Annotated in this window: 19 protein-coding genes; 6 read left to right on the top strand and 13 right to left on the bottom strand. The window is 70.5% G+C overall.

What is annotated here, in order from left to right; all coding sequences use genetic code 11:
• Nucleotides 1-19: 19 nt before the first annotated feature.
• The 3 genes from B5P21_RS04660 (at nucleotide 20) to B5P21_RS04650 (ending at nucleotide 1,990) form a co-directional block, all read left to right on the top strand.
• Nucleotides 20-967, top strand: a complete 948-nt coding sequence (locus B5P21_RS04660) for a LysR family transcriptional regulator (protein WP_094170834.1) — start codon at nucleotides 20-22, stop codon at nucleotides 965-967.
• A gap of 125 nt (nucleotides 968-1,092) precedes the next feature.
• Entirely contained in the window at nucleotides 1,093-1,428 is a 336-nt protein-coding gene (locus B5P21_RS04655) for a hypothetical protein (RefSeq protein ID WP_045529219.1), read from the top strand.
• Between the two features lie 124 nt (nucleotides 1,429-1,552).
• Nucleotides 1,553-1,990: a MarR family winged helix-turn-helix transcriptional regulator gene (locus B5P21_RS04650; RefSeq protein ID WP_045529220.1), complete on the top strand. Its 438-nt coding sequence runs from the start codon at nucleotides 1,553-1,555 to the stop codon at nucleotides 1,988-1,990.
• Between the two features lie 28 nt (nucleotides 1,991-2,018).
• Here the strand turns inward: B5P21_RS04650 and B5P21_RS04645 are convergent, their stop codons facing one another.
• Nucleotides 2,019-2,585 (bottom strand): GNAT family N-acetyltransferase, encoded by a 567-nt coding sequence (locus B5P21_RS04645; RefSeq protein WP_052663229.1) that lies wholly within the window; start codon nucleotides 2,583-2,585, stop codon nucleotides 2,019-2,021.
• On the bottom strand, nucleotides 2,582-4,087 hold the full coding sequence (locus B5P21_RS04640; RefSeq protein WP_094171392.1) for a GH1 family beta-glucosidase: 1,506 nt from the start codon (nucleotides 4,085-4,087) through the stop codon (nucleotides 2,582-2,584). Before B5P21_RS04640 ends, B5P21_RS04645 begins: the two co-directional genes overlap by 4 nt.
• A gap of 206 nt (nucleotides 4,088-4,293) precedes the next feature.
• Between B5P21_RS04640 and xylA the strand changes: the two genes are divergently transcribed.
• On the top strand, nucleotides 4,294-5,487 hold the full coding sequence (gene xylA / locus B5P21_RS04635; protein ID WP_094170833.1) for a xylose isomerase: 1,194 nt from the start codon (nucleotides 4,294-4,296) through the stop codon (nucleotides 5,485-5,487).
• Nucleotides 5,488-5,580: 93 nt separating this feature from the next.
• Here the strand turns inward: xylA and B5P21_RS04630 are convergent, their stop codons facing one another.
• From B5P21_RS04630 to B5P21_RS16515, 3 genes are all read right to left on the bottom strand, one after another.
• The gene (locus B5P21_RS04630) at nucleotides 5,581-5,784 is read right to left on the bottom strand and encodes a helix-turn-helix transcriptional regulator (protein ID WP_045529222.1); all 204 of its coding nucleotides are present in this window, start codon (nucleotides 5,782-5,784) and stop codon (nucleotides 5,581-5,583) included.
• Nucleotides 5,781-6,173 carry a hypothetical protein gene (locus B5P21_RS04625; protein ID WP_045529223.1) on the bottom strand — a complete coding sequence of 131 codons (393 nt, stop codon included), beginning with the start codon at nucleotides 6,171-6,173 and terminating at the stop codon, nucleotides 5,781-5,783. Before B5P21_RS04625 ends, B5P21_RS04630 begins: the two co-directional genes overlap by 4 nt.
• A 107-nt stretch (nucleotides 6,174-6,280) precedes the next feature.
• A complete protein-coding gene (locus tag B5P21_RS16515; RefSeq protein ID WP_133064164.1) occupies nucleotides 6,281-6,937 on the bottom strand; it encodes a hypothetical protein in 657 nt (218 codons plus the stop codon).
• Here B5P21_RS16515 and B5P21_RS17670 point away from each other — a divergent pair.
• Nucleotides 6,936-7,166, top strand: a complete 231-nt coding sequence (locus B5P21_RS17670; protein WP_373455970.1) for a hypothetical protein — start codon at nucleotides 6,936-6,938, stop codon at nucleotides 7,164-7,166. The two genes, B5P21_RS16515 and B5P21_RS17670, sit on opposite strands and share 2 nt — an antisense overlap.
• Before the next feature lie 78 nt (nucleotides 7,167-7,244).
• Here B5P21_RS17670 and mmsB read toward each other — a convergent pair whose 3' ends face one another.
• The 7 genes from mmsB to B5P21_RS04580 all read right to left on the bottom strand — a co-directional run bounded on the left by mmsB (nucleotide 7,245) and on the right by B5P21_RS04580 (nucleotide 16,487).
• Nucleotides 7,245-8,432 (bottom strand): multiple monosaccharide ABC transporter permease, encoded by a 1,188-nt coding sequence (mmsB, locus tag B5P21_RS04610; protein WP_045529229.1) that lies wholly within the window; start codon nucleotides 8,430-8,432, stop codon nucleotides 7,245-7,247.
• A 5-nt stretch (nucleotides 8,433-8,437) separates the two neighbouring features.
• The gene (gene mmsA / locus B5P21_RS04605) at nucleotides 8,438-9,967 is read right to left on the bottom strand and encodes a multiple monosaccharide ABC transporter ATP-binding protein (RefSeq protein WP_045529231.1); all 1,530 of its coding nucleotides are present in this window, start codon (nucleotides 9,965-9,967) and stop codon (nucleotides 8,438-8,440) included.
• A 178-nt stretch (nucleotides 9,968-10,145) separates the two neighbouring features.
• Nucleotides 10,146-11,273 carry a substrate-binding domain-containing protein gene (locus B5P21_RS04600; protein ID WP_080939331.1) on the bottom strand — a complete coding sequence of 376 codons (1,128 nt, stop codon included), beginning with the start codon at nucleotides 11,271-11,273 and terminating at the stop codon, nucleotides 10,146-10,148.
• Between the two features lie 76 nt (nucleotides 11,274-11,349).
• Nucleotides 11,350-12,867, bottom strand: coding sequence for an L-arabinose isomerase (gene araA, locus B5P21_RS04595; protein WP_045529233.1), 1,518 nt, complete (start codon nucleotides 12,865-12,867; stop codon nucleotides 11,350-11,352).
• Nucleotides 12,864-13,574: an L-ribulose-5-phosphate 4-epimerase gene (locus B5P21_RS04590; RefSeq protein WP_045529235.1), complete on the bottom strand. Its 711-nt coding sequence runs from the start codon at nucleotides 13,572-13,574 to the stop codon at nucleotides 12,864-12,866. The genes araA and B5P21_RS04590 overlap by 4 nt, the downstream gene beginning before the upstream one ends.
• On the bottom strand, nucleotides 13,571-15,274 hold the full coding sequence (araB, locus tag B5P21_RS04585; protein WP_045529237.1) for a ribulokinase: 1,704 nt from the start codon (nucleotides 15,272-15,274) through the stop codon (nucleotides 13,571-13,573). The genes B5P21_RS04590 and araB overlap by 4 nt, the downstream gene beginning before the upstream one ends.
• Before the next feature lie 190 nt (nucleotides 15,275-15,464).
• Nucleotides 15,465-16,487, bottom strand: coding sequence for a LacI family DNA-binding transcriptional regulator (locus B5P21_RS04580; RefSeq protein ID WP_045529239.1), 1,023 nt, complete (start codon nucleotides 16,485-16,487; stop codon nucleotides 15,465-15,467).
• A gap of 177 nt (nucleotides 16,488-16,664) precedes the next feature.
• Between B5P21_RS04580 and B5P21_RS04575 the strand changes: the two genes are divergently transcribed.
• On the top strand, nucleotides 16,665-17,423 hold the full coding sequence (locus tag B5P21_RS04575; protein WP_045529242.1) for an RNase H family protein: 759 nt from the start codon (nucleotides 16,665-16,667) through the stop codon (nucleotides 17,421-17,423).
• 40 nt (nucleotides 17,424-17,463) lie between these two features.
• Here B5P21_RS04575 and B5P21_RS04570 read toward each other — a convergent pair whose 3' ends face one another.
• On the bottom strand, nucleotides 17,464-18,636 hold the full coding sequence (locus B5P21_RS04570; RefSeq protein WP_094170831.1) for a cystathionine gamma-synthase: 1,173 nt from the start codon (nucleotides 18,634-18,636) through the stop codon (nucleotides 17,464-17,466).
• Nucleotides 18,637-18,638: the final 2 nt, after the last annotated feature.

Here is an 18,638-nt window from a genome sequence, read left to right as displayed (position 1 = left end):
CACGCGTTATGCTCCGCGCATGACCGACGCTCCCCCGACCGCCCGCGACCTCGATTCGGCCGCGCTCGCGGCGGTGCACGCCCTGGCCGTCCGCGGCTCGATCACCGCGGCCGCCGCGTCCCTCGGTGTCAGCCAGCCGGCCCTGTCGCAGACCCTCCGGCGCCTCGAGGCGCGCATCGGCGTGCCCGTCACCGCGCGCGCCGGGCGGGGCGTCGTCCTCACGGAGGCCGGCCGGGTCCTCGCCCGGCACGCGGAGACCGTGGTGCACGCCATCGACCGGGCCGCCGACGAGCTCGACGACCTGCGCGGCCTCCGCGCGGGCACCGTCCGCGTCGCGGCGTTCCCGTCCGCGTCCTCGACCGTCGTCCCGCGGCTCCTCGGCGGCCTCGCGCAGGCGCATCCGGGCCTGGGGTTCGGCTACCTCGAGGCCGAGCCGCCCGAGGCCGTCGCGGCCGTCCGCGCCCGCGAGGCCGACGTGGCCGTGACCTTCGCCTACCCGGACGATCCCGACGCGCGCGCCCTCGACGGCCTCGAGGTCCGGCCGCTCTGGCGGGAGACGCTGTGGGCCGTGCTGCCGGAGGCGCGTGCGCTGCGGCACCGCGGCCCGCTCGCGCTCCGCGACCTCGCCGACGACCGGTGGATCGCCGGCTGCGTCCGGTGCCGCCGCCACCTCGTCAGCGCGTGCGCCCGGAGCGGCTTCGCGCCCGCGACGTCCTTCGAGACCGACAACGCGGCCGCCGCCGTGGGGATGGTGCAGGCGGGGCTCGGGGTCGCGCTCCTGCCGTCGCTGGCCCTCGCGACCGCGCCGCTCCCCCGCGGCGTCGTCCGGCGCCGCATCTCCGGCGTCGGCGAGCGCGTGGTCCACGTCGTCACGGCGCCGGGCGGATCCGCCTCCCCGGCCGTGCACGCCTCCGTCCAGGCGCTCGCCCGGCTGCGCGTGGGCGACTGGGAGCTCCGCCGGGCCTGAGCGCCCGCATCCCGTGCGCTGTCGGAGCGCCGCTCCTGGCGGATTGTCGGGGGTGCTCCGTAGTGTCTGAGGGGTCTGCCTCCGGTGTCCGCCGTGGGCCCGTGACGCGCGAGGGACGAGGACGCATGTCGGACGAGCACGGCGACGAGCTGCAGGACGAGGTCCAGGCCTCGGGCGGATCCACCGAGCGGCAGAACCGCCACCTGCAGCGCAGCCACTCCGAGCAGGCCAGGTACCTGTCCGCCTACTTCGGCTGGAGCCTGCACGGCGACCTCATCCGCTCCCACGGCACGACGGTGTCCATGTTCGTGGAGGATCTGGCCGACACCATGCTCGCGCTGGGCTGGCTCGACGGCTCCGGGATCATCTGGGAGGCCGTGCCGGTCGACGCGGACCGGGCGGTCGAACAGGTGCGCCGCCACCAGATGGAGCAGGGGTGGATGCCGCCGGCCACGGAGTGATGACGCGCGCCTCCGCGCGGGCTGTGCGTGGGGCAGCCGGTCGCGCCGCTGCTCGATCTCGGGAGTAGCGTCCGAAGGGATCAGGCCGTCGGGGGACGTGTCCCGCAGACGGCCAGGAGGACACATGACGGACCACGCTGGAGCGCTGCTCGACCGCGACATGGGACTGCTGCTGGCCGCGGCATCCCGAGCGGTGATCTCGCTCTACCGGCCGTTGCTCAAGCCGTACCACCTCACGCACCCGCAGTACCTCGTCATGCTCGCCCTGCACGAGAAGGACCCCCGCCGCGCGGGCGACCTGAGCGAGGCCGTGCAGCTGACGCCGGGCACGCTGTCCCCGCTGTTCAAGCGCCTCGAGCTCCTCGGCTACATCACGCGCCAGCGCGACCAGGCCGACGAGCGACGCCTCCTCATCGCCCTCACGGAGCGCGGGCGCGGCATCCTTCCCGACCTCCTGCGGGTCGCCGAGAAGGTGCACGACGACGTCGTCCACCGCAGCGGCGCCGACTCCAGCGCCCAGGCGCGCCTGCGGAGCATGACCGAGCTGCTGCTCGACGCCTGAGCCCCGCCGCCGACGGCCGCGATCCGGGTCAGCGCGCGCCGTCGACCACGCGCTGCCAGAGCGTGTGGTCGCTCCATGCGCCGTCGATCCGCAGGTACGCCGGCGCGATCCCGATGGGGTCGAACCCGGCTCGCGTCAGCACCTCCTCGGATCCGCCGTTCCCCACCAGCGTCGACGCCTCCAGCCGGTGCAGCCCGGCGGCGCGCGCGATGCGGACGGCCTCGCGCGCCGCGGCCGTCGCGAGGCCGGCGCCCTGCCTCTCCCGGTCGATCCAGTAGCCGAGGCTCGCGCTCTGGGCCGCGCCCCGCTTCACCGCGAACAGGTCGCAGCGGCCGATGACGCGGTCGCCCTCCGCGATGAGGTACGGCAGGCCGGATCCGGCCGCCCGCTCGGCGATGCGCCCCGCGAGCTGCGCCCGCTGCCCCGCCGCCGTGAAGAAGGCGTCCGTGCGCGCGGGCTCGAACGGCCGGAGGTGCTCCCGGTTGGCGCGGTACGCCGCGGCGAGCGCGGCGGCGTCGGTGATCCGCGCGGGCCGCATCACGACGCCGTCCGCGAGCACGGCGCGCTCGTCGATGCCGGGCGGAGGCCCGCTCACGCCCCGGGGCGCACGTGGCGCTCGGGACGCGCGTCGATGGCGGGGATGGCGCGGTCGGCGATGAGCCGCGCGTACCAGAGCGCGCTGTCCTTCGGCGTCCGCTCCTGCGTGTCGTAGTCGACGTGCACGATGCCGAAGCGCTTCGAGTACCCGAAGGCCCACTCGAAGTTGTCGAGGAGCGACCACACCTGGTAGCCGCGGAGGTCGACGCCGCGCTCGATGGCGCGGTGGGCCGCGGCGAAGTGCCGGGACAGGTAGTCGATGCGCTCCGCGTCGTGCACGGCGCGAACGCCGTCGCGGCCCACGGTCACCTTGTCGTCGAACGCGGCGCCGTTCTCCGTCACCATGAGCGGCAGGTCGGGGAACTCCCCGTGCAGCGACACGAGGAGGTCCTCGAGGCCCTGGGGCTCGATGTTCCAGCCCATCGCCGTGTACGGGCCGGGCTGCTCGAGGAACTCGACGTCGTCGGTGCCGGGGAACGGCGTCGCGGCGACGTCGCCGTGGATGGACGTGCCGCCGCCCGTGGACGAGCCGTCCCGCATCCGCACCCGGCTGGTGTTGTAGTAGTTGACGCCCAGCAGGTGCAGCGGCTGCCGGATGAGCTCGGTGTCCCCGGGCAGCACGAATGACCAGTCGGTGATCGAGGAGGTGTCCGCGAGCACGTCGGCCGGGTAGCGGCCGTGCAGCAGCGGGTCGAGGAAGACGCGGTTGCCGACGCCGTCGACGCGCCGCACGGCCTCGGCGCCCGTGTCGCCCTCGCCGCGGATCACGTGCAGGTTCAGCGTGATGGAGAAGCGGGCATCCGCCGGCACGACCTCCCGGAGCGCGGCGACCGCGAGGCCGTGCGCGAGGTTCAGGTGGTGCACGGCGCGGAACGAGTCCTCCGCGTCCGTGCGGCCCGGCGCGTGCACGCCCGCCGCGTAGCCGAGGTACGCCGAGCACCACGGCTCGTTGAGCGTGGTCCAGGTGCCGACCCGGTCGCCGAGCGCCTCGCCCATGATCCGCGCGTAGTCGGCGAACGCGTACGCGGTCTCCCGGTTCGCCCAGCCGCCCTCGTCCTCGAGCGCCTGCGGGAGGTCCCAGTGGTAGAGCGTCGCGATGGGCGTGATGCCCCGCGCGACGAGCCCGTCGACGAGCCGCCCGTAGAAGGCGAGCCCCTCCGCGTTCGCGGCTCCGCGCCCGGTCGGCTGGATGCGCGGCCACGCGATCGAGAAGCGGTACGCCTCGAGGCCGAGCGCCTGCATCATGTCGAGGTCGGACTCGAGCCGGTGGTAGTGGTCGTCGGCGACGTCGCCGGTGTCGCCGCCGAGGACCTTCCCGGGCGTGCGGCTGAACGTGTCCCAGATGGAGGCGCCGCGCCCGCCCTCGTCGACCGCGCCCTCGATCTGGTACGCGGCGGTCGCGGATCCGAACAGGAACCCGGGCGGGAACGCGAGCCCCTCCCCCCGGTCGTCGGCGGGGTCCCGGGGCGTCCCGGCTGCGGCGGGCGATGCGTCGGTCATGGCGTTCGGGGACCTCTCCGTCGGGGCGATGGCGGGCCGGCGGATGCGCACGCGCGCGGTCGACGACGACCTGCTGCCATCCTGCCCGGACCCCCGCGACGCGTCCAGCCGCCCCGCCCCCGCGCCGTGTCGACGTTGTGCCGCGGGCCCGCTCCGGTTAGGTTGTAGTCAGCAACAAATCACCGACGACGCTGACAGGAGACACCATGGCGCTCACCCCCACCCGCGAGGACAAGTTCTCGTTCGGACTCTGGACCATCGGATACACGGGGGCCGATCCCTTCGGCGGCCCCACCCGCTCCGACCTCGACGTGGTCGAGGGCGTCGAGCGCATCTCGGAGCTGGGCGCCTACGGCCTCACCTTCCACGACGACGACCTCTTCGCCTTCGGATCCACCGACGCCGAGCGCCAGACGCAGATCGACCGCCTCAAGGGCGCGCTCAGCGACACCGGCATCGTCGTGCCGATGGTCACCACGAACCTCTTCTCGGCCCCCGTCTTCAAGGACGGCGGCTTCACCTCCAACGACCGCGCCGTCCGCCGGTTCGCGATCCGCAAGGTGCTCCGCAACATCGACCTCGCCGCCGAGCTCGGCGCGCAGACGTTCGTGATGTGGGGCGGCCGCGAGGGCGCCGAGTACGACTCCGCCAAGGACGTCCGCGGCGCGCTCGAGCGCTACCGCGAGGCCGTCAACCTCCTCGGCGACTACGTCACCGACAAGGGCTACGACATCCGCTTCGCGATCGAGCCCAAGCCCAACGAGCCCCGCGGCGACATCCTGCTGCCGACCCTCGGCCACGCGCTCGCCTTCATCGAGACCCTCGAGCGCCCCGAGCTCGTCGGCGTGAACCCCGAGGTCGGCCACGAGCAGATGGCGGGCCTCAACTTCACCGCCGGCATCATGCAGGCGCTGTACCAGGGCAAGCTCTTCCACATCGACCTCAACGGCCAGCGCGGCATCAAGTACGACCAGGACCTCGTCTTCGGCCACGGCGACCTGCAGAACGCGTTCTCGCTCGTCGACCTGCTGGAGAACGGCGGCGTGGGCGGCGGCCGCTCCTACGACGGCCCCCGCCACTTCGACTACAAGCCGAGCCGCACCGAGGACATCACGGGCGTGTGGGACTCCGCCGCCGCGAACATGCGCATGTACCTGCTCCTCAAGGAGCGCGCGCAGGCGTTCCGTGCCGACCCCGAGGTCCAGGAGGCGCTCGCCGCCGCCAAGGTGAACGAGATCTACACGCCGACCCTCAACGAGGGCGAGTCGTACGACGACATCCTCGCCGACCGCTCCTCCTACGAGGACTTCGACGCCCCGTCGTACTTCGACGCGAAGGGCTTCGGCTTCGTCCGCCTCAACCAGCTCGCGCTCGAGCACCTGATGGGCGCACGCTCCTAGCACGCACCCCCGTACCCCGCACGACGAAGGGCCCGGCATCCAATCGGATGCCGGGCCCTTCCGTCGTGCGAGTTGACGGACACGCGTCTCTTGCTAGCCCACGTCTTCCGCGAAGAGAGCGTCGACGCTCTCGCCGAAAACTGCCGCCAAGCGAAAAGCCAAGCTCAAGCTCGGCTCATGTCGCCCAGTTTCGATGGAGATGATTGTCCTTCGACTTACGCCCACCTTCTCGGCGAGCCGCTGCTGCGTGAGCCCCAGCGCCGACCGAGCTTCATGCACTCGCTCGCCGCGCTTCATAGAGATGCAGCCCGGCGCACGCCAACGAAGTAACGGCAAGCGCAGTCGATCAGGACGAGCACTAAGAGGACGATGGCGACCACGGCGAGAGAAGCGCGAGGACTGACGACGCCGAGCAGCAGCGCTAACGGCAGGGCTACGAGGAGATCCCGGAAGGCCCCTGCCTGAGCTTCCGTCAGCACTTGCCTCTCGAGGCTGTCCTCTTCGCCCGCCCCCGTCGTCCGGTCGCGACGCACCTTGAAGATGCGCGCCATCCGGCCTACGACGAGAATGCCCCATCCGGCCACAAGCGCCGGTGCTACATCGACGTTGTCATGGACGGAGCTCCACACCGCATACGCGCCTACGATCACGAACGCCGTGAACCAGGCGAAGGCTTCTTTGGACATGGGACCCTCCGATAGCTAGTGAAGTATTCTTCACCAAGGCTAGGGACTGCGGCTTCCGATGGAGCGGTCTGTGCACAGGTCGCGTGAGCAAGCCGTCCACACAGGCGTCAAGCGTCAAGCGTCAAGCGCCAAGCGCCAAGCGCCAAGCGCCAAGCGCACTGTGGTTCGAAATGCGCGAGATAGAGCCTCAGCTCGCCGTCTCCGCCGCAGATGCCGTTGTTCTGAAGATAGATCTCCACCACGGCGATGACGGTCCCGGCGACGACACACGCGGCAGCCCCGCCCAGAACGCATATGGTCCCTTCAAGGGCAGCCCCTCCTCCCGCGCTGATCGCCTGCTGATCCAGTTTGTTGAAAGAGATGTAGGGTCCCTGCGAGTCGTCTATTCCTGCACCGATCAGCGAGGCCCCGACACCGTCTTCCTCATGCGCTTCGACGGGGAAATTGAACACAATGCCGTTCGGTAGCTCGTACATCTCGGTGCGGCGGCCGTGATCGTCGCGAGTCTTTGGCGTGATGGCACTAGAACGAAGCTCGCGATGCAATTGAGCGACCTCGTCGGGGGCGATAGCTGCGCTTGGGCTCGCGGACGGATTTCCGTCCATCAGCAGACCAGCCACTACGGGCCCTTCTGCCGCATGCGCAGGGGTGACACCTGCCACGAACAGAACCGCGACGGTGAGGGCCAATATGAGGAAGGAATGCTGCGGACGCCGACGTGTGAGCCGGGAAATGACGCGAGAGCTGATGAGGGTCTTCTGCATGGGAGTGAACGTATGGCAGGTATCGGATGCGCGAGTCCACAGCAGACAGAGGCGGACCGTCGTCTCGACGGGCCTCGAGGGGCGCCGGCGCCCATTCGCGCCAGAGGGCGAGGGCTACGACGGCATCCTTACGGACCGCTCCTCCTACGAGGACTTCGACGCCAAGGGCCTCGGCTTCGTCCGCCTCAACCAGTTGGCGCTCGAGCACCTGATGGGGGCGCGCTCGTAGAGTCCGCACCCTGCACGACGAAGGGTCCGGCATCCACTCGGATGCCGGACCCTTCGTCTGCGCGTCAGTGCGGGTGGATCAGGTCGCGGACTTGGATCCGCGGCTCTTGTTGAACACGTCGAACGCGACGGCCAGCAGGAGCACGAGGCCCTTGATGAGCTGCTGGTACTCCGTGCCGAGGCCGAGCAGCGACATGCCGTTGTTGAGCACGCCCATGATCAGACCACCGATCATGGCGCCGGTCACGGTGCCGATGCCGCCGGTGACGGCCGCGCCGCCGATGAACACCGCGGCGATCGCGTCGAGTTCGAAGCCGTTGCCGGCACCGGGGAGCGCCGAGTTGCTGCGGGCCGTGAAGGCGATGCCCGCGAGCGCGGCCAGGAAGCCCATGTTCACGAACAGCAGGAAGTCCACGCGCTTCGTGTTGATGCCGGACAGCTGCGCCGCGTTGAGGTTGCCGCCTCGGGCGTAGATGTGGCGACCGAAGATGCTGCGCCCCATGACCGCCGTGTACACGAGCACGAGGACCGCGAGGATGACCAGCACGATCGGCGTGCCCTGGTAGCTGGCGAGCAGGTACGTGATGCCGAGCACGAGGATCGCGATGGTCGCGAGCTTCGTGATGAACCAGGCGAAGGGCTCGTCCTCGAGGTTGAGCTTGACGCGGGCACGACGCTCGCGGAGCTGCTGCGCGACGAGGAAGACCGCGGCCAGCACGCCCAGCGTGACGGTGACCCACTCGAGGTAGGACGTGCCGCCCGAGGGGTCGGGCAGGAAGCCGGCTCCGACCGAGACGTACTCGTCCGGGAACGGCGTGATGGGGCGGTTCTCCAGGACGATCTGCGCGAGGCCGCGGAAGGTGAGCATGCCGGCGAGGGTCACGATGAACGCGGGGATGCCGACGTACGCCACCCAGAAGCCCTGCCAGGCGCCGATGAGGCCGCCGATCACGAGGCTCGCGATGATGGAGACGTACCAGGGCCAGCCCCAGTTGACCGCGAACACGCCCGAGACGGCGCCGATGAGCGCCACCACGGAACCGACCGACAGGTCGATGTGGCCGGCGATGATGATCATCACCATGCCGATCGCGAGGATCAGGATGTAGGCGTTCTGGACGACGATGCTCGTGACGTTGCGGGGCTCGAGGAGCGTCCCGTCGGTGAGGATCTGGAACAGCACCACGATCGCGATCAGCGCGATGAAGATGCCGATCTGCCTGAGGCGACTGACGAGGAAACCCGCCACACTGCTGAGACTGGACATGCTTGCTATTCCTTTTCCTTGGTCATGTAGGTCATGAGGCTCTCGGGGGTCGCCTCGGCGATCGGCAGCTGGCCCGTGATGCGCCCGGCGGAGAGGGCGTAGATCCGGTCGCAGATGCCGAGCAGCTCGGGCAGCTCGCTGGAGATGACGATGACGGCCTTCCCCTGCGCGGCGAGCGCGTTGATGATCGTGTAGATCTCGTACTTGGCGCCGACGTCGATGCCGCGCGTGGGCTCGTCGAGGATGAGCACGTCCGGGTCGGAGAACATCCACTTCGAGAGGACGACCTTCTGCTGGTTGCCGCCGGAGAGCTTGCCGGTGATGGCGCCCACGCTCGGGGCCTTGATGTTCATCGACTTCCGGTAGCCGTCGGCCACCACGTACTCCTGGTTGGCGTCGACCCAGCCGGCCTTCGCGAGCTTCTCGAGCGCGGCGCCGGAGACGTTGCGCTTGATGTCGTCGATGAGGTTGAGACCGTAGTGCTTGCGGTCCTCGGTGGCGTACGCGAGGCCGTTCTTGATGGCCTCGCCGACCGTCTTGGCCTGGATCTCCTTGCCGCGCTTGTAGAGCTTGCCGGAGATGTTCGCGCCGTAGGAGCGGCCGAAGACGCTCATCGCGAGCTCGGTGCGGCCCGCGCCCATCAGGCCGGCGATGCCGACGACCTCGCCCGCGCGGACGTTGAGGTTGGCGTGGTCGACGATGACGCGCGAGTGCTCCTGGGGGTGGTGCACCGTCCAGTCCTCGATGCGCAGGATCTCCTCGCCGATGTCCGGCGTGCGGTCGGGGTAGCGGCTCTGCAGGTCGCGGCCGACCATGCCCTTGATGATGCGCTCCTCGCTGATCGAGTCGCGCTCGAGGTCGAGGGTCTCGATCGTCTTGCCGTCGCGGATGATCGTCACCGCGTCGGCGATCGCCTTGATCTCGTTCAGCTTGTGGCTGATGATGATGCTCGTGATGCCCTGGCCCTTGAGGTGCTTGATCAGGTCGAGCAGGTGGGCGGAGTCCTCGTCGTTGAGCGCCGCGGTGGGCTCGTCGAGGATGAGGAGCTTCACCTCCTTGGAGAGGGCCTTCGCGATCTCCACGAGCTGCTGCTTGCCCACGCCGATGTCGGCGATCTTGGTGGCCGGATTGTCGCTCAGCCCGACGCGGGCGAGGAGCTTCGCGGCCTCCACGTTGGTGGCGTTCCAGTCGATGAAGCCGCCCTTGGAGATCTCGTTGCCGAGGAAGATGTTCTCCGCGATGGAGAGGAAGGGGCTCAGCGCGAGCTCCTGGTGGATGATCACCACGCCCGACTTCTCGCTGTCGCGGATGCTGGAGAACTTGACGACCTCGTTCTCGAGGACGATGTCGCCGTCGTAGGAGCCGGCGGGGTAGACGCCGGACAGGACCTTCATCAGGGTCGACTTGCCCGCGCCGTTCTCGCCGCAGATCGCGTGGCACGTGCCGCGCGTGACCTCGAGAGTGACGTCCTGCAGCGCCTTGACGCCGGGGAACGTCTTGGTGATGCCGCGCATCTCGAGAATGTGGTTGGCCATGGCCTGCCTCACTTGTGTGGATGGTGGTGCCGGGTTCCCGGCGGTGGTGCTGCGGGCGACGGGTGACCGCCGCCCGGGGGCGGGCCGGCCGTGGTGCGCGGCCGGCCCGACCCGATGGAGGCCGGTCGACGCGAGCGTCGACCGGCCGGGTGCGCCGCCGGGGCGGTGCGGGTGGGTGCTACTCGCCCTTGTCGATCTCGTCCTGCGTGTAGTAGCCGCTGTCCACGATGACCTCGACGAGGTTGTCCTTCGTCACGGTCACGGGGGCGAACTGCTTGGTCGGGACGTCCTTCACCTTGTTGTTGTAGGAGTCGGGAGCGTCGGGCGTGCCGCCGGTCAGCAGGTCGTCGACCATCGTGACGGCCTCCTTGCCGAGCAGGCGCGTGTCCTTGAAGATCGTCGAGTACTGGACGCCGTCGAGGATGAGCTTGTCGGACGCCTTCTCGCCGTCCTGGCCGGTGATGATCGGCATGGCGTCGTTGGCGACGCCGGCCGAGGTCAGGGCCTGGATGATGCCGCGCGACAGGCCGTCGTAGGGCGACAGGACGCCGTCGGGCTTGGCGCCGCCGGGGTACGAGCCCGAGAGCAGGTTCTCCATGCGGGCCTGGGCGCCCTCCTGCTTCCACTGCTGGATCGCGACCTGGCTGAAGTCCGACTGGCCGGAGCCGATCGTGATCTGGCCGGAGTCGAGGAACGGCTTGAGGACGCTCATCGCGCCGTCGTAGAAGAACTGCGCGTTGTTGTCGTCCGGGCTGCCGGCGAAGACCTCGATGGTCTTCTTCTCGGTGCTGCCGGTGGCCTTGCCGTCGGCGTCCACGAGGCCGAGGCCCTGCAGGAGGGAGTTGCCCTGGAGCACGCCGACCTGCTGGTTGTCGAACGTCGTGTAGTAGTCGACGTCCTCGGTGCCGTTGATCAGGCGGTCGTACGCGATGACCTTGACGCCGTCGTCGGCCGCGGTCTTGAGGACCTGGGTCAGCGCGGTGCCGTCGATCGACGCGACGATGAGCGCCTTGGCGCCCTTGTTGAGCATGGTCTCGATCTGCGAGATCTGGTCCTGCACCTTGTCGTTCGCGTACTGCAGGTCGACCTTGTAGCCGAGCTTGGTGAGCTGGTCATTGACGTTGTTGCCGTCGTCGACCCAGCGCTCGCTCGTCTTGGTGGGCATGGCGACGCCGACGAGGGCACCCTTGTTGTCCTCGGAGCCGCCGGCGCTGCCGCCGCGGCCGCCGCCGCCGCTGGAGCAGGCGGCGAGGGAGAGGGCGATGCTCGTGGCGGCGATGCCGACGAGGACCTTCTTCATCTTCACGGTCGTGTCCTTTCGTACTGCTGCTGTGAGGCGCCCGCCCGGCATCTGCGCCGGACCAGCACCCCTGGTGTGGGTGTTACAGGCCCTGGGCCAGGCGGTGGTACGCCTGGTTCCAGCGGACTTCCTTGGTGAAACCCTTGAGGGTCGTGTCCTCGTCGATGACGAGGAGCTCGGTGCGCGCGATCTCGGCGAAGTCCTCGAAGACCTCGACGCCGACCTGCGTGCTCATGACCGTGTGGTGGGCGGCCCCGGCGGTGAGCCAGGCCGCGGCGCTCGTCGCGAGGTCCGGTGCGGGCTTCCACACGGCGCGGGCGACGGGCAGGTTCGGGAGCGGCTCGTCGAGCGGCACGACCTCCACGACGTTCGCGACGATGCGGAACCGGTCGCGCATGTCCGACATGGCGACGACGACGGCGGGGCCGGGGTCGGTGTCGAAGACGAGGCGCACGGGGTCCTCGCGCCCGCCGATGCCGAGCGGGTGGATCTCGAGGCTCGGTCGGCCGGTCGTGAGCGTGGGGCAGATCTCGAGCATGTGCGCGCCCAGGATCTTCTCCTCGCCGGGGACGAGGTGGTACGTGTAGTCCTCCATGAGGCTCGCGCCCCCGGGGAGCCCTGAGCCCATGACCTTCGCCGCGCGGATCAGCACCGCCGTCTTCCAGTCGCCCTCGGCGCCGAAGCCGTAGCCCTCGGCCATGAGCCGCTGGACGGCCAGGCCGGGGAGCTGGCGGAGGCCGCCGAGGTCCTCGAAGCTCGTGGTGAAGGCGCCGAAGCCGCCCTCCTCGAGGAACGAGCGGAGCCCGACCTCGATGGCCGCGCCGTAGCGGAGCGACTCGTGGCGCTCGCCGCCGCGCCGCAGCTCGGGCTGGATGTCGTAGAGACGCTCGTACTCGTCGACCCGCGCGTCGATCTCGGCGTCGGTCGCCGCGTCCACGCGCTCGACGAGGTCGTTGACGCCCCACGTGTTCACGGAGACGCCGAACTTGAGCTCGGCCTCCGTCTTGTCGCCCTCGGTGACCGCGACGTTGCGCATGTTGTCGCCGAAGCGGGCGACCTTGAGCTCGTGCACGGCGGCCCAGCCGGCGGCGGCGCGCATCCAGGTGCCGATGCTCTGGCGGACCGACTCGGTGCTCACGTGGCCGACGACCGTCTTGCGGACGACGCCGAGGCGCGACTGGATGTAGCCGAACTCGCGGTCGCCGTGCGCCGCCTGGTTGAGGTTCATGAAGTCCATGTCGATGCTGCTCCACGGCAGCGCGACGTTGGCCTGCGTGTGGAGGTGCAGGAAGGGCTTCTGCAGCGCGTCGAGGCCCTGGATCCACATCTTCGCGGGGCTGAACGTGTGCATCCACGCGATGAGGCCGATGGTGCGGTCGCTCGCGTTGGCCTCGAGGGCCATGCGGCGGATGCTGTCGGAGTCCTTGAGGACGGGCTTCCACACGACGCGGACGGGGATGTCCGACGCCTCCTCGAGCTGCCGGGCGATCTCCTGCGACTGCTCGGCGACCTGCTGGAGCGTCTCCTCGCCGTAGAGGTTCTGGCTGCCCGTGAGGAACCAGACCTCGTAGTGGTCGAGGGACGTGGTGATGCGGCTCACTTCAGGGCTCCTTGGGGTGCTTGTCCGTAGACGTTCTGGTAGCGGTCGAACAGGGAGTCGACGGCGTCGGCGGGCAGGGGCGTCGGCTCGCCGAGCTGGCGGGAGATGTGCACGGTGCGCGCCACGTCCTCGACCATGACGGCCGCCTTCACGGCGTCCTTCGCGTCCTTGCCGATGGTGAAGGGGCCGTGGCCGGCCATGAGGACGGCGCGCGAGCGGTGCCCGGTGAGGGTCTCGACGATGCCGCGGCCGATGGAGTCGTCGCCGATGATCGCGAACGGGCCGACCGGGATCTCGCCGCCGAACTCGTCCGCCATCGCCGTGATGACGCACGGGATGGGCTCGCGCCGGGCCGCCCAGGCCACCGCGTAGGTGGAGTGCGTATGGACCACGCCGCCCACCTCGGGCATGTTGCGGTAGACGTACGCGTGCGCCGCCGTGTCGCTCGAGGGGGCGTTGCGCGAGCCGGGGGTGTCCGGGATCACGTTGCCGTCGAGGTCGCAGAGGATCATGTTCTCGGGGCTCAGGTCGTCGTAGGCGACGCCCGAGGGCTTGATGACGAAGAGGTCGGCGCCGGGGACGCGGCCGGAGACGTTGCCGCCGGTCCAGACCACGAGGCCGTAGCGCACGAGCTCGCCGTGCAGGCGGGAGACCTCGGAGCGGACGCGGGCGACCGCGACCTCGATCTCGGGTGCGTAGGTGCTCACGCGCGGGCCTCCCTCTTGAGCGACTTGAGCCGCTTCATGACGTCGTTGGCGCCGCGGCCGAAGTGGTCGTGCAGCGTCGAGTACTCCTCGTACAGGCGGTCGTAGGCGAGCGCGCGCTCCTCGCTGGGCTGGTACCTGCCGCGCTCGACCTTGCCCATCGCGTCGCCCGCGACGCGCACGTCTGGGTAGGCGCCCGCGGCGACCGCGGCGTGGATGGCGGATCCGAGCGCCGGGCCCTGCTCGCTCGTGATGACCGAGATGGGGAGCCGGAGGATGTCGCTGTACGCCTGCATGAGGAACGCGTTCTTGAGCAGGCCGCCCGCGACGATGAACTCGGTGACGGGGACGCCCGACGCGGCGAACGTCTCGACGATCTTGCGGGTGCCGAACGCGGTGGCCTCGAGCAGCGCCCGGTAGACCTCCTCCGTGCGGGTGGTGAGCGTGGTGCCGATGACGAGGCCCGACAGCTCGTGGTCGACGAGCACCGAGCGGTTGCCGGAGTGCCAGTCGAGCGCGACGAGGCCGTGGCCGCCGACGGGCTGGTCGGCCGCGAGGTCGGTGAGGTGCTGGTGGACGCTCTTGCCGGCGGCCTGGGCCTCCTCGGCGTAGCGCGCGGGCACCTGGTTCTTGACGTACCAGGCGAAGATGTCGCCGACGCCGGACTGGCCGGCCTCGTAGCCGTAGAGCCCCGCGACGATGCCGCCGTCGACGACGCCGCACATGCCGGGGACCTCGGTGAGCACGTCGCTGTTCATGACGTGGCAGGTGCTCGTGCCCATGATCGCGACCATCTGGCCGGGCTCGACGGCGCGGGCGACGGGGGCGGTGACGTGCGCGTCGACGTTGCCGACCGCGACGGCGATGCCCTCGGGCAGGCCCGTCCAGGCGGCGGCCTCGGCGGAGAGCGTGCCGGCGGCGGATCCGAGCTGGCCGATCTCGTGCGCGACCTTGTCCTCGGCGAACGACGCGAAGTCGGGGTTCAGGGCGCCGAGGAACTCGCGGGTCGGGTACTCGCCGTCCTGGAGGATCCCCTTGTAGCCGGCGGTGCAGGCGTTGCGGACGTAGCTGCCGGTGAGCTGCCAGACGATCCAGTCGGCCGCCTCGACCCAGTGCTCCATGAGGCCGTACAGCTCCGGGTCCTCCTCGAGCAGCTGGAGGCCCTTGGCGAACTCCCACTCGCTGGAGATGAGGCCGCCGTAGCGGGCCAGCCACTTCTCGCCGCGCTCCTCGGCCAGCGCGTTGATGCGGTCGGCGTGCGACTGCGCGGCGTGGTGCTTCCAGAGCTTGACGTAGGCGTGCGGGCGGTCGGCGTATCCCTCGACCTCGTTGAGCGGCGTGCCGTCGGCGAGGGTGGGGACCATCGTGCAGGCGGTGAAGTCGGTGCCGATGCCGATGACCCGCGCCGGATCGATGCCAGCCTCGCGGATGGCGGCGGGGACGGCCTGCTTGAGCACGTCCACGTAGTCGCTCGGGACCTGCAGGGCCCACTCGGGCGGCAGCTGCGCGCCGGTCGCGGCGAGCGTGTCGTCCATCACCGCGTGCGGGTAGTCGAGGACGCCGGAGCCGAGCTCGACGCCGTCCGAGACGCGCACCACGACGGCGCGGCCGGAGAGGGTGCCGTAGTCGACCCCGATGACGTAGCTCTCGGCCTCCGGGCCGGACTGGGCCTCGGCGGCGGTGCTCACGGGGGCGCTGGGCACGGGATCGACTCCTTCGTCTGATGCTGGCGATCCGGGAAGACCGCCTGCGATGTGAACGGTCACATCAGCGGATGTCACTCTACACACGCGCGGGATCGACCTGTCAACCCAGGAGCGCCCACCCCCTCGAAGTGGGGTGTCGGCGGCTGGGGAGGACCCTTCCGCCCGACCGGCCGACCGGCCGACCGGGTCAGTACGAGGGCGGTCCGGTGGACGCGCGGACGACCAGCTCCGGCGTGATGGTGCCGCGGTACCGGTCCCCCGTGCCGCCCATGCCGTCGAGCAGCAGCGCGACGCAGCGACGGCCGACCTCGGCGAAGTCCTGGCGGACGGTCGTGAGCGGGGGCCAGAAGTGCGCGGCCTCCGGGATGTCGTCGAAGCCGACGATGCTGACGTCGCCCGGGACGTCGAGGCCCGCGTCGCGGACGGCGTGGATGAGGCCCAGGGCCATCTGGTCGTTGCTGGAGAAGATCGCCGTGAAGTCGCGGAGGCGCAGCATCTCGCGGCCCGCGTAGAACCCGAACTCGGCCGTCCAGTCGCCGAGGATGGGCGCGGTGGTGGGCGCGTCTGCCGCCGACATGGCGTCGAGGAAGCCCCGCATCCGCGCCTCCGCCTCGATCCAGTCCTGCGGGCCGGCGAGGTGGTAGATGTCGCGGTGGCCGAGGTCGAGCAGGTGCCGCGTGGCCAGGCGCGCGCCCGCGATCTGGTCGACCGAGAGGTCGTGCGCGTCGCCGCGCCCGTCGCTCTGCATGGTCACGTAGGGGACGTCGAGCGACATGCTCGCGATGACCTCGCGCACGCGCACCTGCGGCGCCACGACCACGAGCCCCTCCACGGCCTGGTCGACGAGGTGGCCGAGCGCGACCTGGATCGCGGCCTCGTCGGACGAGGGCAGGTTCGTGGTCGTGACGAGGTAGCCGGCCTCGCGGGCGGCCGCCTCGATCGCCGCGATGGACGACGCGGGGCCGTACTGAGAGCTCTGGGCGGTGAGCACTCCTATGGTGCGGGAGCGGCTGGTGACGAGGGCGCGGGCCGCGCGGTTCGGCCGGTACTGGATCTGCTCCATCACGTCGAGCACGCGCTGACGCGTCTCCGCGCGGAGCGAGGGCGAGTCGTTGAGCACGCGCGAGACCGTCTGGTGCGAGACCCCGGCGAGGCGTGCGACGTCGCGGATGCTGGGCGCCCTGCCGCGCGGCGTCTCCGTCGTCATCATCGACCCCGTCTCCGTCCGGGCGTCCGCCCGGCTACGCCTCCTGGCGCAGGTGTCACATTGTCACATGTGACTGTCACATGCCGCATGGGCGCGGGATCGATCGAGGGCGGGAGGGCGGGCACCTGGGGTCGGACGGCTGCGGCAGACTGGTCGTCCACCCGACGAGAGGCACCACCTGTGACGATCACCGCCGCGGCAGACGGATCCGCGCTCGGCAACCCCGGACCCGCCGGCTGGGCCTGGTACGTCGACGACGAGCACTGGGCGGCGGGCGGCTGGGCGCACGCGACCAACAACCAGGGCGAGCTGAAGGCCGTGCTCGAGCTGTTCCGGGCCACCGCGCACCTCGACGACGACCTGCTCGTGCTGTGCGACAGTCAGTACGTCATCAACTCGGTGACCAAGTGGATGCCCGGCTGGAAGCGCAAGGGCTGGCGGAAGGGCGACGGCAAGCCGGTGCTCAACGTGGAGCTACTCAAGGAGATCGACGCCGAGATCCAGGGCCGCCACTACCGCTTCGAGTGGGTCAAGGGGCACGCGAACCACCCGCTGAACGAGGCCGCGGACGTGCGGGCCCGCGCGGTCGCCACCGCGTTCCAGGGACGCGGCGCGATCCCCGCCGGCCCCGGCTGGGCGGGCCACGGCGCCGACGAGGCCACCGGCTCCCCCGACGCGGCGACGGAGACGGCCGCCGTCGAGGCCGACGCGGAGCTGGCGGCGGATCCCGTCACCGCCGCGGCCGAGGAGCTGGAGGCCGAGGCGCCCGCGCAGCCAGGCCTGTTCGACTTCGACGCGTTCGACGAGGAGATCGCGCCCGAGCCCGGCGACACGACCCTCACCATCACCCTCGACCGGGACACCATGGCGCGCCTCAGCGCCCACGCGCGCGAGCGCGGCGTCAGCGTCGACGAGGCCGTGCGCGGGCTGCTGCCCTGAGCCCCGCGCGACCCCGTCGGCTCGGCGGGGTCGACCGCGCCTAGTGCTTGCCCTGCTTGAGCGCCTTGCCGAGCGCGCGCTCGAGGTCGACGACGAGGTCCTCGACGGCCTCGATGCCCACCGAGAGGCGCACCAGGTCGTCCGGCACCTCGAGCGGCGTGCCCTTGACGGACGCGTGCGTCATCTCGGACGGGTAGCTGATGAGCGACTCGACGCCGCCGAGCGACTCCGCGAGCTGGAAGACGCGCGTGCCCTCGACCACGCGGCGCGCGGCGTTCGCTCCCCCGCGCACCTGGAACGAGATCATGCCGCCGAAGCCCGTCATCTGCGCCTTCGCGATGTCGTGGCCCGGGTGCTCCGGGAGGCCCGGGTAGTGCACGGCCGTGACGTCGGGATGCTGCTGCAGGAACGCGGCGATCTCCTCGGCGTTGGCGGAGTGGCGCTCCATGCGGACGGCGAGGGTCTTGATCCCGCGCGTGGTGAGCCAGGCGTCCATGGGGCCGGAGACCGCGCCGATCGCGAACTGGAGGAAGCCGACCTTCTCAGCCAGTTCGTCGTCGTGGAGGATCACGGCGCCGCCGAGCACGTCGGAGTGCCCGCCCAGGTACTTGGTGGTCGAGTGGACGACCACGTCGGCGCCGAGCGTGAGCGGCTGCTGCAGGTACGGCGAGGCGAAGGTGTTGTCGACGACGACCGTGGCGCCGACGGCGTGGCCGAGGTCGGCGAGCGCGCGGATGTCGCTGATCTTCATCAGCGGGTTGCTCGGCGTCTCGACCCAGAGGACCTTCGCGGGGCCGGATCCGAGGACCCGCTCGACCTCGGCGAGGTCGCTCATGTCGACGGTCTCGACGACGATCCCCCAGTCGCCGAGCACGCGCGTGATGAGGCGGTAGGTGCCGCCGTACACGTCGTCGCTCAGCACGATGCGGTCGCCGGGGCGCGTGATCGCACGCAGCAGCGTGTCCTCGGCGGCGAGACCCGAGGCGAACGAGAACGCGTGCGTCCCCTTCTCGAGCGACGCGAGCAGCTCCTGCAGGCCGGTGCGCGTCGGGTTAGCGCTCCGCGCGTACTCGTAGCCCTCGCGGAGGCCGCCGATGCCGTCCTGCACGAAGGTGCTCGTGAGGTACAGGGGCGGGATGACGGCACCCGTCGTGGGATCCGGGTCCTGGCCGGCGTGGATGGCGCGGGTGTCGAAGTCGTGCTTGTCGCTCACGG

The sequence above is a fragment of the Clavibacter michiganensis subsp. insidiosus genome, from assembly GCF_002240565.1.
Lineage (GTDB): Bacteria > Actinomycetota > Actinomycetes > Actinomycetales > Microbacteriaceae > Clavibacter > Clavibacter insidiosus.
The sequence above is the reverse complement of the archived record's forward strand: the minus strand, read 5'-3'. Positions and strand labels throughout refer to the sequence as shown.